Annotated in this window: 16 protein-coding genes; 15 read left to right on the top strand and 1 reads right to left on the bottom strand. The window is 32.6% G+C overall.

The window, feature by feature from the left end:
* Positions 1 to 108: 108 nt before the first annotated feature.
* Positions 109 to 594 (bottom strand): GyrI-like domain-containing protein, encoded by a 486-nt coding sequence (locus tag CAB05_RS03710; protein ID WP_371870379.1) that lies wholly within the window; start codon positions 592 to 594, stop codon positions 109 to 111.
* A 401-nt stretch (positions 595 to 995) separates the two neighbouring features.
* Between CAB05_RS03710 and CAB05_RS03705 the strand changes: the two genes are divergently transcribed.
* The 15 genes from CAB05_RS03705 to CAB05_RS03635 all read left to right on the top strand — a co-directional run bounded on the left by CAB05_RS03705 (position 996) and on the right by CAB05_RS03635 (position 13,922).
* Entirely contained in the window at positions 996 to 1,913 is a 918-nt protein-coding gene (locus tag CAB05_RS03705) for an ATP phosphoribosyltransferase regulatory subunit (protein ID WP_158093169.1), read from the top strand.
* The gene (gene hisG / locus CAB05_RS03700) at positions 1,910 to 2,557 is read left to right on the top strand and encodes an ATP phosphoribosyltransferase (RefSeq protein ID WP_087998457.1); all 648 of its coding nucleotides are present in this window, start codon (positions 1,910 to 1,912) and stop codon (positions 2,555 to 2,557) included. Before CAB05_RS03705 ends, hisG begins: the two co-directional genes overlap by 4 nt.
* Positions 2,538 to 3,818: a histidinol dehydrogenase gene (gene hisD, locus CAB05_RS03695; protein ID WP_442903103.1), complete on the top strand. Its 1,281-nt coding sequence runs from the start codon at positions 2,538 to 2,540 to the stop codon at positions 3,816 to 3,818. The genes hisG and hisD overlap by 20 nt, the downstream gene beginning before the upstream one ends.
* A gap of 2 nt (positions 3,819 to 3,820) precedes the next feature.
* Positions 3,821 to 4,399: an imidazoleglycerol-phosphate dehydratase HisB gene (gene hisB / locus CAB05_RS03690; protein WP_174567270.1), complete on the top strand. Its 579-nt coding sequence runs from the start codon at positions 3,821 to 3,823 to the stop codon at positions 4,397 to 4,399.
* Position 4,400: 1 nt separating this feature from the next.
* Complete coding sequence (hisH, locus tag CAB05_RS03685) at positions 4,401 to 5,024, top strand: imidazole glycerol phosphate synthase subunit HisH (protein WP_087998454.1); 624 nt, start codon at positions 4,401 to 4,403, stop codon at positions 5,022 to 5,024.
* Positions 5,002 to 5,733 (top strand): 1-(5-phosphoribosyl)-5-[(5-phosphoribosylamino)methylideneamino]imidazole-4-carboxamide isomerase, encoded by a 732-nt coding sequence (gene hisA / locus CAB05_RS03680; RefSeq protein WP_087998453.1) that lies wholly within the window; start codon positions 5,002 to 5,004, stop codon positions 5,731 to 5,733. The genes hisH and hisA overlap by 23 nt, the downstream gene beginning before the upstream one ends.
* Complete coding sequence (gene hisF, locus CAB05_RS03675) at positions 5,703 to 6,461, top strand: imidazole glycerol phosphate synthase subunit HisF (protein WP_087998452.1); 759 nt, start codon at positions 5,703 to 5,705, stop codon at positions 6,459 to 6,461. The genes hisA and hisF overlap by 31 nt, the downstream gene beginning before the upstream one ends.
* A gap of 12 nt (positions 6,462 to 6,473) precedes the next feature.
* A complete protein-coding gene (gene hisIE / locus CAB05_RS03670) occupies positions 6,474 to 7,109 on the top strand; it encodes a bifunctional phosphoribosyl-AMP cyclohydrolase/phosphoribosyl-ATP diphosphatase HisIE (protein ID WP_087998451.1) in 636 nt (211 codons plus the stop codon).
* Positions 7,106 to 7,921, top strand: coding sequence for a histidinol-phosphatase HisJ (gene hisJ / locus CAB05_RS03665; RefSeq protein WP_087998450.1), 816 nt, complete (start codon positions 7,106 to 7,108; stop codon positions 7,919 to 7,921). The genes hisIE and hisJ overlap by 4 nt, the downstream gene beginning before the upstream one ends.
* Before the next feature lie 237 nt (positions 7,922 to 8,158).
* Positions 8,159 to 9,124 carry an acetamidase/formamidase family protein gene (locus CAB05_RS03660; protein ID WP_087998449.1) on the top strand — a complete coding sequence of 322 codons (966 nt, stop codon included), beginning with the start codon at positions 8,159 to 8,161 and terminating at the stop codon, positions 9,122 to 9,124.
* Positions 9,125 to 9,236: 112 nt separating this feature from the next.
* A complete protein-coding gene (locus CAB05_RS03655; protein ID WP_087998448.1) occupies positions 9,237 to 10,019 on the top strand; it encodes an arylamine N-acetyltransferase family protein in 783 nt (260 codons plus the stop codon).
* 149 nt (positions 10,020 to 10,168) lie between these two features.
* Positions 10,169 to 10,594: a GNAT family N-acetyltransferase gene (locus tag CAB05_RS03650; protein ID WP_087998447.1), complete on the top strand. Its 426-nt coding sequence runs from the start codon at positions 10,169 to 10,171 to the stop codon at positions 10,592 to 10,594.
* Positions 10,595 to 10,652: 58 nt separating this feature from the next.
* Positions 10,653 to 11,930: an MDR family MFS transporter gene (locus CAB05_RS03645; RefSeq protein ID WP_087998446.1), complete on the top strand. Its 1,278-nt coding sequence runs from the start codon at positions 10,653 to 10,655 to the stop codon at positions 11,928 to 11,930.
* A gap of 195 nt (positions 11,931 to 12,125) precedes the next feature.
* Complete coding sequence (locus CAB05_RS03640) at positions 12,126 to 12,581, top strand: hypothetical protein (protein WP_235821354.1); 456 nt, start codon at positions 12,126 to 12,128, stop codon at positions 12,579 to 12,581.
* Positions 12,582 to 12,989: 408 nt separating this feature from the next.
* On the top strand, positions 12,990 to 13,922 hold the full coding sequence (locus tag CAB05_RS03635) for an L-lactate dehydrogenase (RefSeq protein ID WP_087998444.1): 933 nt from the start codon (positions 12,990 to 12,992) through the stop codon (positions 13,920 to 13,922).
* The last annotated feature ends 8 nt before the right edge of the window (positions 13,923 to 13,930 follow it).

Below are 13,930 nucleotides of genomic sequence, written 5' to 3'. Positions count from 1 at the left end.
AAAAAAGGATAGGAATGCAGGAGTGTTATCTGCAATTCTATCCTTTTTTGTAACTCAAATGGCCACATATACAACAATATTTTTTTGAGTCCTTCCTACTAAACTGAATTATTTTATAGATATATATATATCAACTTGACTATTATTCGGATCAATTGAACGTTCATCATATAATTCAAAGTCCGTTGTAAATGCTCTTTTATTTGTTTTGGACCATTCCCATATATGTTGCCAGGCTTCGACGACCACTTCTTGAACGGGTCCTTTTCTAGTGGTAAATACAATATATTGATTAGGTTCAATCGAATAACTTTTCATTCCATCAGGAATCTGTTCAATATTACTTACTTCTGCTCCAATGGCAAATGAATATGAACCATTTTCATCAGTTTCATAATTTGTATAGAGTGCTAGAATGGTTGCGTTCTTTTTACTTTGAATTTGGTTTGCTAATTGATTTGAATAAAATTTTTCCCATTGTTTAGGGATTAAAGCTTTTTCACTCATTTCAATTTGGTTTGTTGTTGTAACAAAGTCACCAATGAAAAACATGGGTTCGTTTTTTATAAATACTTTTTCAGTTATAGTCGTCATATAATTCCTCCGATTGGAAAATTTTCTCAATAAATAGTTCGTGATTCTTGTCTTGAATCCCTTTTATTTAAACGGATTTTGATCTCTTGATTTGAGAAATAGGCAAAAGGTAGTTTTTTTAATATTTAATAAAATAAAATAAAAAGGATTGACAATCCAAACATAATTCTTTAATATTTAAAAAAATGATAACAAGAAGGAGACATAACTATGTTTTTCGCACGCACGATAAATGGGTTACAACATCATCATCCACCCAGGGTTTGAATCTATGGACAAAAATTGACCGTAGATACAAGCCCTCTTCGTGTTACGAAAAAGGTGCTTGTGTCGTGCCAGAAGGCCATGCAGGCATTAACCTGTATGGCCTTTTTATTTTTCCAGAAAGGGGTAGTGAGAAAGTGAATGGGAAATTATTACAAGCTTTGAAAAGCTACGAGTATAAGCGAAAAATGGAAGATTACGTTATAGATCGTGGATATATACCTTTCGAACCTCAAGTTTTCGAGGAATTTGAACATTTTGCCATTCAGAATCCGCGACTACCACGTGAAGAACTAGTCGTTTTACTTTCAGGCAAACAACAAATTCTTTTATTAAGACCAGATATTACGAGTGCATTAATGAAGGAAATATATCCGATCGCCTTAAAAGAAGAAAAATGTAAGATTTTTTATCAATCAATCGTTTATAGAAACAATGAAGAAGGGATCAAGGAGATCAATCAATTTGGAATAGAGAATTTTGGTGAAATAAATGAATCTACTGAAATTGAAATCATTGTAATGGCAATTGATTTATTAAGTAAACAACCTTTTATTTTAGAAATAGGGCATACAGGGTTTTTAGAAGGATTATTTAATGAATGTGATCTTTCAAAAGAACAAAAAAACTTAGTCAAACGACTTATTTACTTGAAAAATTCAGATGAATTAAAAATATGGTCTGAAAAAACAATTCTTCCAAAAGAAGTAAAGCGTGTCCTAAACGAATTATTTAATTTACAAGGAAAGGGGAAAGAGATAAGTTCGTTGCTAACCAGTTGTATTTTAAATAAGCAAATGGATGATGCAGTACATAAAATTTTACGATTACAAGAAATAAGTCCAAATATACATGTTGATTTTTCGATAATAAATGAACTTGATTATTATGATGGAATTGTTTTTAAAGGATATTATGATCGACTAAATAAAGAGGTATTAAGGGGCGGACGCTACAAAGTGCTTTCTGAAGATTCGGAAAAAATGATGGATGCAATTGGATTTTCGATTGATACGAATGCTTGGATAGAATGTCAGGAGGTGGCATACAAATGAAATGGCTCATCATTGCGGTCGCTAAGGGGAGATTGGAAGACGAAGTAAAAAAGATTCTAGCTCAAGCTGGACTTGGCAATGTAATTGATTCCGACTCAAGAAAATTAATTTTTGAAGATGATAAAAATCGAATTAGATACTTGGTCGTCAAGCCAGTAGACGTGGCTACTTATGTTGAAAGTGGTGTTGCTGATTTAGGATTCGTTGGAAAAGATGTTTTATTAGAACAAGAAAAAGACGTTTATGAGCTGATGGATTTAGAATTCGGTAAATGTATATTTGCTGCAGCAGGGTTTCCAAACACTTTGATTGATAAGGGTGAAGAACCATTAAGGATTGCTACTAAATATCCAAATATCACGACAAATTATTTTCAGGATCGTCAAAAAATAGAATTAATCTATTTAAATGGTTCAGTTGAACTTGCACCAATCGTTGGTCTATCTGACATCATTGTAGATTTAGTTGAAACAGGTAGTACTTTAAAAGCAAATGGTTTAGTCATCTTAGAGGAAATGATGACAATCAGTGCTAGGGTTATCTCAAATCGAGTTAGTTATCGATTTCAACATGATCGGATACAACAATTTTTAGACGAAGTAAAGAAAGGGAAGATGGTGTATGCTGGAAATTCTATCAATTGAACAAAAAAGCGAAAAGCTTAATCAAATTCTACATAGAACGGTTCTTCCAACAGGTCAAATTGAAAAAAGAGTTGAAGAAATTCTTTCAGATGTGAAAGAAAACGGAGATGGTGCAATTCGTAAATATTCCTTCTTGTTTGATGAAGTAAATTTAGAAACATTTGAAGTATCTGAGGAAGAAATATCACAAGCATTAAATGAGATAAATGAAGAATTAATGGAAGCACTACTTGCTGCAAAGGAAAATATAGAACGGTACCACGAAAAACAACTACAAACAGGTTACAAAATCGAAAATGAAATATCATCAATTCAACAAATTATTAATCCAATTGAAAGAGTAGGAATTTATATCCCAGGAGGTAAAGCAGCATATCCTTCAACCGTTCTAATGAACGCGATCCCTGCAAAAATTGCTGGAGTAAATGAAATCGTCATTGTAACGCCTCCAAATAAAGAAGGTAAAATTAAAAGTTCAATTCTAGTTGCAGCGAAATTAGCTGGGGTTTCAAAAGTATTAAAAATAGGTGGTGCTCATGCAATTGGAGCACTAGCCTATGGGACTGAAACGATTCAAAGAGTCGATAAAATTGTCGGTCCTGGAAACTTATATGTAGCTTTGGCTAAGAAAAATGTGTCTGGAATTGTTGGTATTGATATGGTTGCTGGTCCTACTGAAGTGGTTATTTTAGCAGATGAACATGCAAATGAAAGATTTATCGCTGCAGATTTAATGGCGCAAGCTGAGCATGATGAAATGGCATCAAGCATTGTGATCACTACGTCAAATGAATTAGCTGAGAAAATTCAACAAGCATCACATGACTTAATAGAAGAACAACCACGTAAAGAAATCATTCAAAAAGCCTTTGAAAATTATGGGGCGATCATAAAAGTCAATTCAATAGAAGAAGGGCTCAATCTTGTAAATAAAATTGCACCAGAGCACGTTGAAATCTTACTTAAGGATTCAGAAGAATATGTGACTAAGATTAAAAATGCTGGGGCAATTTTTGTAGGAGACTATACACCAGAACCTGTAGGCGATTATTATGCGGGAACGAATCATACATTGCCTACTAGTGGAACAGCTAGATTTACGTCACCATTGTCGGTTAATGACTTCCAAAAGAAAACATCAGTTGTTTATTACAGTAAGGAAGCACTAAAAGCTGCTAGAAATTATATTGAGACAATTGCAAATGAAGAAGGATTATTTGGACATAAAAAAGCAATCAGTATCCGTTTTGAGGAGGAATGAAATTGAGAATAGCTAATATTTCAAGACAAACAAAAGAGACGAATATATATTTAAAATTGAATTTGGACGGAGACGGTAATAGTAATATTTATACTGGAATTGGTTTTTTAGATCATATGTTGACGTTATTTTGCTTTCACAGCGGGGTCGATATGGAACTTAATTGTGTCGGAGACTTAGACGTCGATGATCACCATACAACAGAGGATGTAGGAATTGCAATTGGGAAAGCATTGTTGGAGTCACTTGGTGAGAAAATTGGGATTAATCGTTATGGATCTAGCTATATCCCAATGGATGAAACTTTAGCAAGAGTAGTAATCGATTTTAGTGGGAGACCATATCTTGTTTACAATGCCCGATTAGAGCGAGAGAGAGTCGGGACAATGGATACTCAAAATATTAAAGAATTTTTTAAAGCACTAAGTTCAGAAGCTAAAATGAATTGCCATATGGAAGTTTTATATGGCGATAACGACCATCATAAAATCGAGGCATTATTTAAAGCTTTTGGCAGAGCGATTAAACAGGCGATTGAAGTCAATTCTACTAAATTACCTTCAACGAAAGGACTTCTTTAAAATGAATATTATCATCGATTATGGAGTTGGAAATTTAGATTCATTAAAAAGAGCATGTGAAGAAGTAGATTTCCAAGTGGTTGTTAGTAATAAAATTGAGGATATCAAACATGCTTCTTCTATTATTCTACCTGGTGTAGGTGCTTATGAGGCAGCTATGAAGGAATTAAATAATCTTAACTTAATAGACATGATTATAGAAAAAGCAAACAATGGAATACCAATTTTAGGGATTTGTCTTGGCATGCAATTATTATATGAATTTAGTGATGAGAATGGTGGCTATGAAGGACTGGGGTTACTTAAAGGTACAGTTAAACAAATACCTAATTTTGTAAAGGTTCCACATATGGGATGGAATAAATTATTCTTTAACAAAAACATAAATCTATTGAAATACGTAAATGAAGAAGAGTATGTATACTTTGTCCACTCATATTATGTAGATTCTACAAATGAGGAAGTAGTAGCTTTTAGTGATTATGGTGTGAAAATCCCAGCAATTGTGAATCAAAATAATATAGTAGGTATGCAATTTCATCCAGAAAAAAGTAGTGAGACGGGGTTAAATCTATTAAAAGCATTTAAGGAGCTGTGTTTATATGATTCTATTTCCAGCAATTGATTTGAAGGATGGTAAATGTGTACGTTTAGAACAGGGTGATTTTTCAAAACAAGAGATTTATAGTCGTTCTCCTTTGGAGGTTGCATTGGCATTTGAAAAAGTTGGGGCAACTGTACTTCATATTGTTGATTTAGATGGAGCAAGAACTGGTGAAAGACGAAATGCCTCAATCGTTAGAGACATAGTAGAAAATACGAATTTAAACATTCAATTAGGTGGCGGTATCCGTTCCTTAGAATCAATATCATTTTGGTTGGAGATTGGAATTAAAAACGTGATATTAGGAACAATTGCAATCGAAAATATGAACATTGTAAAGGAAGCAGTGGAACGCTACGGGGAACGAATCATTGTCGGAGTTGATGCAAAGAACTCATTTGTTGCAACCAATGGCTGGGAAAAAGCTACTACTCAAAATAGCTTTGAATTCTGTAAAAAACTTGAAAAATTAGGTGTGAAATCAGTCGTTTATACAGATATAGCGAAGGACGGAATGCTTAGTGGACCAAATATAGAAGCATATAAAAAGCTGTCTAGTGAAACGAACTTACAGATTATTGCATCCGGAGGAGTAAGCTCAATTGATGATTTACTATCTCTTCAAAAACTGAATCTTTATGGGGCAATTTCAGGTAAGGCATTGTATGAGAAGAAGTTTTCTTTAAAGGAGGCGCTAACATGCTTGCAAGAAGAATCATACCTTGCTTAGATGTTCGAAATGGGCGAGTAGTAAAGGGGAAGCAATTTTCAAGCATTCAGGATGTTGACTCACCTACAAAGCTAGGGAAATTTTATAGTGATCACGGAGCGGATGAACTTGTTTTTTACGATATAACTGCTTCAAATGAAGAGAGAAATATTTCATTACAATTCGTTTCAGATGTAGCAAAAGAATTGAGAATTCCGTTTTGTGTTGGTGGTGGCGTTCGAACAATTGATGATTTTACAATGCTTTTAAGAAATGGTGCTGACAAAGTGTCGATTAATTCTTCGGCAGTTATGAATCCAGATTTAATTAAGGAAGCATCGGATCGATTCGGTTCTCAATGCGTCGTTTTATCAATCGACGCGAAGAAAAATGATGCTGGTGTATATAAGGTATATATAAATGGTGGTCGAAAAGAAACGGATTTAGAAGTAGTTGAATGGGCTAAACGCGGAGTTGAACTTGGTGCAGGAGAAATTGTCATCAATAGTATCAATGAAGACGGAATGAAATCTGGCTATGATATAGAGCTATTACAAAAAATAACAAGTACAGTCAACGTTCCAGTCATCGCATCTGGTGGAGCTGGGAAACTAAATGATTTTTATGAAGCTATTGAAGAAGCAAATGTAGATGGTGTTTTAGCAGCGTCAGTATTTCATTTTGGTGAGATTCAAATAAGCGATTTAAAAAATTATTTAAATAAGAAAGGTATTTCCATTCGATTATAGGGGGAGTAGTACATGTTTCAGATTCATAACATTCAATTTAATGAAAAAGGATTAGTTCCGGCAATTGTCCAAGATGTTAAAACAAAAGATGTATTAATGCTTGGATATATGAATGAAGAATCGATTCAACAAACTTTACAGACAGGATATGCAACATATTATAGTAGAAGTCGTCAAAAACTTTGGGTAAAAGGTGAAACATCTGGAAATCGCCAGGCAGTAAAATCTATCGCATATGATTGTGATCAGGACACGATTTTAATGCAAGTAGAGCAAAATGGTGTAGCTTGCCATACAGGAAACTGGAGCTGCTTTCATGAAAAGACTGAGATAAGTAGCTCTGATGAGAAATATAATCTAAATATCTTAAATGATCTGTATCAAACAATCGTTAATCGAAAATCAAATCCTGTTGAAGGTTCTTATACTACATACTTGTTTGATAAAGGCATTGATAAAATTCTAAAAAAAGTAGGAGAAGAATCGAGTGAAGTAATCATAGGTGCAAAAAACGATGATACGAATGAACTTGTATATGAAATAAGTGATTTAGTTTATCACGTAATGGTACTAATGGTTGAAAAAGGTGTGAAGCTGGACGAAATTAAAGAAGCGCTAGTAAATAGAAGAGAGAAGGTTCGCTCTTGAAGATTGATGGTCATACGCATACCCACTATTGTCCACATGGAAGTGGAGACAATGTTGAATTAATGATTCAAAAAGCAATAGAATTAGATTTTGACGAATATCATATCACCGAACACTCTCCAATTCCTTCGTCATTTAAAAGCCGTTTGCAACCAATGGAAGTTATCGATACTCTAGCAATGAATGAGAGAGAAGTAGACGGTTATGTCAAAGAAATGATCGCCTTAAAAGGAAAATATAAAGATAGAATAACAGTAAAAGTTGGTTTTGAATTAGATTACTTACCTATGGATACAGAGTGGACAAAACACTTTCTGCATGAATATGGAAAATACTGTGATACTGGCTTATTATCTGTGCATTTTTTAGAAGGACTAGATGGATGGCGTTGTATTGACTATCAAGCAGAGGATACACTTGATGGACTAGTAAACTATTATGGTAGGGTTGAAGATTTCCAATTAGCTTATTACGAAATCGTAAAGCAATCAATTTTAGTAGATTTAGGACAATATAAACCAAAAAGAATTGGCCATATGACTTTATGTAATAAATTTAAACAATTCCTTCAGTGTGAAGAAACGAAAGTAATCAAGGAGAATCAAATCGATATCTTACATCTAATCAAACAAGAGCAATACGAACTGGATGTAAATACTGCTGGATTATTTAAACCGTATTGTGGGGAAACGTATCCTCCAATTGATGTAATTGAATATGCAAGACAATTAAGAATTCCCCTCGTTTACGGTTCTGATTCTCATGGTGTGAAGGATATTGGTAGAGGTTATGAAATGGTCAATTTAGTGTAATGATAAAAACAGCCGATCCTAAAGTGGTCGCCTGTTTTTTGTTTTGCGCTATGATCTTACATATATGAATGATCAAATGTCGTTTCATAAAAATGAAATACATGAATTAATGAACAACATACTCAAGTAAGAACAATCATAGTGAACAAGGAAATTAAACTTTAAATGCCGAAATAAATAGTAAGAAGAATTTTATTCTACAATATAAATTTGTAAATTTGAAAGAAGGATTATCGCATGGCAGAAACATACAAAATGAAAGTTTCCAATCAACATTTACACGCATCATTTAGTAAAGAATACGAACCAATTATGACAATACGTTCTGGAGATTCTATTGAATTTAATACGATTGATATAGGCTGGGGAATTAATGCAAAAAACGGGGAACGAATTCGTTATCAATCAAGGGAACAAGAAGAAGCCTGGGGCCATCCAATGGTGGGTCCTATTTATATTCAAGATGCAAAACCTGGTATGACACTCGAGGTAAAAATAAATAAAATAAAAACAGGCTGGTACGGTTGGAATTGTGCTGGAGGTAAAATAAACTGGCAAAATAATGTTTTAAATATAGCGGAGTCACCTGAAGTAACATTAAATTGGACGATAAATGAAGAAAACAAAACCGCGAAAACACATGTGAAAGATCAAGAATTTACTGTTCCACTTAAACCATTTTTAGGTGTATTGAGTACATCGCCAAGTGAATCAGGTGTTCATTCAACCATCCCGCCAAGATACTGTGGAGGAAATATTGATTGTAAGGAATTAGTTGAGGGAAGTACAGTTTATCTTCCTATTACTGTAGAAGGGGCACTGTTTTCTGCTGGAGACGGACATGCAGCCCAAGGAGATGGTGAAGTTTCTGGTCAAGCGATTGAATCTCCTTTTGACCAAGTAAATCTTACACTTACAGTTATTGAAGACTTACAATTGAAAATGCCACGAGCAAATACTCCTGCAGGTTGGATCACTTTTGGTTTTGATGAGGATTTAAACAAAGCTACAGCAATAGCTTTAGAAGGAATGATTGAGTTAATGCAGGAAATCTACCAGATAGAAAAAACGGAAGCAGTTGCTTTAGCGAGTGTATGTGTAGATCTTAAAATTACCCAGATTGTTAATCAAGTAAAAGGCGTTCATGCAATATTACCTCATAATCATCTTTTTTCAACGGTTGTAGACAAAAGTAAAGAGTAGAAAAAGTTGCGTTTCTGTCTTATGCAGGAGCGCACTTTTCAATCATAAGTAAAATAGAATACAAAGTAAGATCGAACAGACAATTTATCATATAGTATTGGAGGTAAAAGTGTTGAGTCAGCTAAATACTTTATTTCGAAAAAGGATTGGGTTTACAGAAAGTAACAAAATATCATTCTCTGACTTAGAACATATCCTAATGAAAACTGCATTTAACATACCATTTGAAAATATATGCATTATTAATAAAAATTCAAATGAGATCACAAAGGATAGCTTGATTCAGAAAATTTTATTAAAAAATGAGGGTGGTCTTTGTTATGAATTAAATGCCATTTTGTACCTCTTCTTAATTGAAAATGGTTTCAATGCGAGTCTTGTAAGTGGAGTTGTTTATGATCCTGTAAATTCTGAATACCAAAATATTGGAAGAACACATGTTACAATTCTTTTATCACATGAAGGTCAAACTTATTTAATTGATACGGGTTTTGGAGCGAATTTACCTTTAAAGCCAGTGCCATTAAATGGGGATATAGTCATTTCTCATAATGGAGAATTTCGTATAAAAAAAGAAAAAACAGCATATGGCGACTATATTTTGGAAATCAAATTAAAACATAAAGATATTGACTGGAGAATTGGTTATGCGTTTGATTCAGAGACAACGATCGATGAGATTTCAAATTTAAATGAGATTCAAACGATTATCAAAGAACACGAGAAGTCTCCATTTAATAAGAATCCGTTAATCACAAAACTAACAAATGAAGGCAATGTGACATTAACAAATACTTCATTTACCCAATGGAAAAATGGAACAGTTTTGAAGGAAGATATTGAAAGTGAGAAATTTAAAGAGTTGATGAAGAAGATTTTTAATCATAAAGAATAGAGTTTTGAGTAACAGGGGTTGCATAGGCAACCTTTTTCAATGTTGTAAGGAAAGCAAAAAATTGATATTTACTATATTTTTTGGGGTTGGCAATTTTCCTAATAACTGTTATTCTAATTAAGCGAAAAATTAGAAATGGGGGAATTTTCATGCAAATTATACAGCAATCAAATCAAGAAGATACTGACTATATTAGACAGAAAGTTATTGAATATAATATGTCTAAACTCCCAGAAAAACTATTAAAGCCAGTTGAAAAAGTAAGTTTCATCTTAAAAAATGAACATGAATCGATACTTGGAGGTATCACCGGTACTATAGTATATAATCATTTACATGTTGATTTTTTATGGGTAGATGAATCCCAACGTGGAACTGGTTATGGCAGTAATTTATTACATAAAATTGAAGAGCTTGCAAAAGTGAAAAAATGTAGATTGATTGTACTAGATTCTTTTAGCTTTCAGGCACTAGAGTTTTATAAAAAACATGGATATAAACAATTCGGCGTATTAAATGATTATCCAGAAGGGTTTAGTCAGCATTTTTTTGAAAAGAGACTAAATGACGAATAATTGTAAGAATGTGTTTTACAGTTTAATAATTTAATAGAGAAACGAAGGTAGAATAATAATGGAATTACTAAAATTTCACAAAAACATTAAGATTCGACTACTCGAATCTTTTTTGAGTTCAGCAATTGGAAGTATGATTTTTCCCTTTATGGCAATTTATTTATCTAAACATTTTGGTGTGAAATTAGCTGGATTACTATTACTAGTTAATGTATTCATCGGGATTGCAATGAACTTTTTCGGAGGATATTTTTCAGATCAATTTGGGCGAAAAAAAACAATGGTCTTTGCAGAAACATTAAGATTATTTGCTTTCATAGCGATGATGTTCTGTAATTCGCCTTGGTTTTTTTCTCCAATCATTACATTTTTCATGATGACTGTTAATAGTATTTGTTGGGGCTTAGCAGGACCTGCAAATCAAGCTATGTTAATTGATGTGAGTAAACCTGAAGAACGAAAACTGATGTATTCTATTATGTATTGGTCAAATAACTTATCAATTGCAATTGGTGGAATTATGGGAGGCTTTTTATTCAAAACGTATTTATTTGAACTATTTTTGGCTCTTTCAATTGCATCATTTATAACATGGTTTTTAATTACATTTTTCGTTGATGAAAGTATGAAAACACAACAATCTGAGATGAAAACGATTAGACTGCATGTGAATAAAATGTTTTCGAATTACCGGGATGTATTTCAAGATAAGCTCTTTATTCTTTATGTTATGGCTGGTTTACTTGTCCTTTCAATGGAATTTCAATTAACAAATTATATTAGTATTCGAATTACAAATGAATTCGAAACACAGCAATTGATGGATTGGCATTTTGGAGGAATCGAAATGATCGGATTCCTACGAACTGAAAATACAATTCTCGTGGTCATTATGGCATTATTTGCTACAAAAATTGTAAAGAAAATGAATGATCAACAAACACTTATTTGGAGTTGCGTGGTATTTGTTTTTGGGTATGCAATCATTTCATATAGTAATTCTATTTGGTTACTATTTGCTGCGATGTTTGTAGCAACAGTAGCAGAAGTGTTACGTGTCCCTGTACAACAAAATTATATGGCTCATTTACCTTTAGAAGAAACAAGAAGTTCTTATATGGCCGTTGCTGGTTTAACGTTCAACTTAGCTATGCTAATCTGTTCGATTACAGTTGCAATTAGTGCATTTTTATCTAGTTTTGCAACATCAGTCTTTTTAACAAGTTTAGGTGTTATTGGTATTATTATTTTTGTTCGAATCATACCAGCATTAGAACGACGTGTAAATGGAGAAACGATATATGTTCCAAGTAAGTCAGTCGAGAACAATGGATAATTTGAAGTTTTATGTTTCTGAGTTGCTATAGGCAACTCTTTTTTTTTAATGTTTTGGAAGGGAAGATTTTCTAGAGTTGATATTTGGAAAGTAAGTTTAACTGAGCATTTGTCGTTTTTTTGGTGAATGAAAACATCTAAATAAACCATTTTAATGCCAATTAATTATGTTAAAATATGGAAAAAGGTTAAAGGTGTGAGGATATTGAAAGAATTGAGATACATAACAATTAATTCACTATTACTTTTGGCGATTGTGCCATTATCTTTAGTTGGTTATTTTTTTGCAGTGCATCATGAATCTTTATTTTTTATTTATGAATGTCTACTTTCAATCATTGTTGCTGGTGTTTTCATCTTAGCAATTATTGGGGTTGTAAAAATTCAGAGTAAATTAAAATGGATTTCAATCTCGATCCTTGCTTTTATGATTCAATTTTCAGTTCTTAGTTTATTTTTAGGACCATTTACAAAATATCCTTTATTTATTCTATATTATTTTATTGCTGCGATAGCTTTTGTTCTATTCATTTTAGCAATTAGTAAAGTAGATAAATTTAAGTTTATCCCAATTATTTTTACTGTTTTATCGATTATATTAACGCTTTATATGATTTTGCTAAATAATTTATGGGGTAATGATTTAAGCTAATTGGCATTAAGTGTTTATGAATGAAAAGCTACTCTTGTAGCTTTATTTTTTTTGGTCGAACATTTTATTGCAAAATGTGAAAGAATAATAATAATTAAAATGATTACTTTTTCTAACTTTTAGTACATTAAGATGAAACAACAAAACGAGATTATGAAGCGATTAGCTTAAATAATGTATTGAATTACATATTTTTCCATATTTGACAATATTTAAAGGTTGTATAAGGAATAATTAAAGAATACAATCAAATTGTTAAAAGTTTCACAAACTAAAATCAACAAAGTATATCATTTACAAATTTTTTTAACTATTTATGTGAAATATTTAACAATGTTTCGAAATGCAGTTTTTTAAAAAATCTTATGTGGAATTATTTAACAAATAATTAGATTGGAGACAGTCAACATGAAGATAACACTAGGCAATAAAGTAGTTTTAATTGGAACAGGTGCAGTGGGATCTAGTTATGCTTACGCTCTTATGAATCAGGGAATATGTGATGAATTAGTTTTAGTTGATTTAAACGAAGAAAAGGCTAAAGGTGATGTGATGGATTTGGACCACGGTATCGTTTATGCACCAAGTCCAATTAATATAAAATTTGGTTCATATGAGGAATGTGAGGATGCTGCAATTGTTGTGATTTGTGCCGGTGCTGCACAAAAGCCTGGTGAAACTAGATTAGACCTAGTTAGTAAGAATGTGAAAATATTTGAAGTAATCGTAGAGAAAATCATGGACTCTGGATTTAATGGAATATTATTAGTAGCAACAAATCCAGTCGATATATTAGCTTATGCAACTTGGAAATTCTCTGGTCTACCTAAAGAAAGGGTAATAGGTTCTGGAACTGTATTAGATTCTGCAAGATTTCGTTATCTATTGGGTAAAGAATTTGATACTGCGCCTAGTAGTGTTCATGGTTATATTATCGGTGAACATGGCGATTCTCAAGTTCCAGTTTGGAGTTTAGCAAATATCTCAGGTACAATGTTAGCTCCACAATTATCAGAAGATCGACAATTAGAGTTAGAAATTCAAGTAAGAGATGCTGCTTACAAAATCATTGAGTCAAAAGGTGCAACCTATTATGGAATTGCGATGGGATTAGCAAGAATTACTAAGGCAATATTGAAGAATGAAAATGTGGTTTTACCTATAGGTGCACTGTTAGATGGAGAATATGGTCAAAAAGACGTTTATATTGGCGTACCTTCTGTAATAAACCGAAGAGGGATAAAAAATATAGTAGAACTTTCTTTAGATACAAATGAATTTGAAAAGCTCTTCAAGTCAATAAAAACACTTAAAGATATTCAAACACAAATATGGGAATAATTAGAATC

The organism is Gottfriedia solisilvae (assembly GCF_002128405.1).
GTDB classification, from domain to species: Bacteria; Bacillota; Bacilli; order Bacillales; family Bacillaceae_G; genus Gottfriedia; species Gottfriedia solisilvae.
Note: the sequence above shows the minus strand (reverse complement) of the source record. Positions and strands in the feature narration are given on the sequence as shown.

Excerpts from the sequence above, each read along its gene's own strand:
- CAB05_RS03710 (WP_371870379.1), bottom strand. The coding sequence starts at position 594 with ATGACGACTATAACTGAAAAAGTATTTATAAAAAACGAACCCATGTTT.
- hisG (WP_087998457.1), top strand. The coding sequence starts at position 1,910 with ATGAAATGGCTCATCATTGCGGTCGCTAAGGGGAGATTGGAAGACGAA.
- hisH (WP_087998454.1), top strand. The coding sequence starts at position 4,401 with ATGAATATTATCATCGATTATGGAGTTGGAAATTTAGATTCATTAAAA.
- hisA (WP_087998453.1), top strand. The coding sequence starts at position 5,002 with ATGATTCTATTTCCAGCAATTGATTTGAAGGATGGTAAATGTGTACGT.
- hisF (WP_087998452.1), top strand. The coding sequence starts at position 5,703 with ATGCTTGCAAGAAGAATCATACCTTGCTTAGATGTTCGAAATGGGCGA.
- hisIE (WP_087998451.1), top strand. The coding sequence starts at position 6,474 with ATGTTTCAGATTCATAACATTCAATTTAATGAAAAAGGATTAGTTCCG.
- CAB05_RS03660 (WP_087998449.1), top strand. The coding sequence starts at position 8,159 with ATGGCAGAAACATACAAAATGAAAGTTTCCAATCAACATTTACACGCA.
- CAB05_RS03650 (WP_087998447.1), top strand. The coding sequence starts at position 10,169 with ATGCAAATTATACAGCAATCAAATCAAGAAGATACTGACTATATTAGA.
- CAB05_RS03645 (WP_087998446.1), top strand. The coding sequence starts at position 10,653 with ATGGAATTACTAAAATTTCACAAAAACATTAAGATTCGACTACTCGAA.
- CAB05_RS03635 (WP_087998444.1), top strand. The coding sequence starts at position 12,990 with ATGAAGATAACACTAGGCAATAAAGTAGTTTTAATTGGAACAGGTGCA.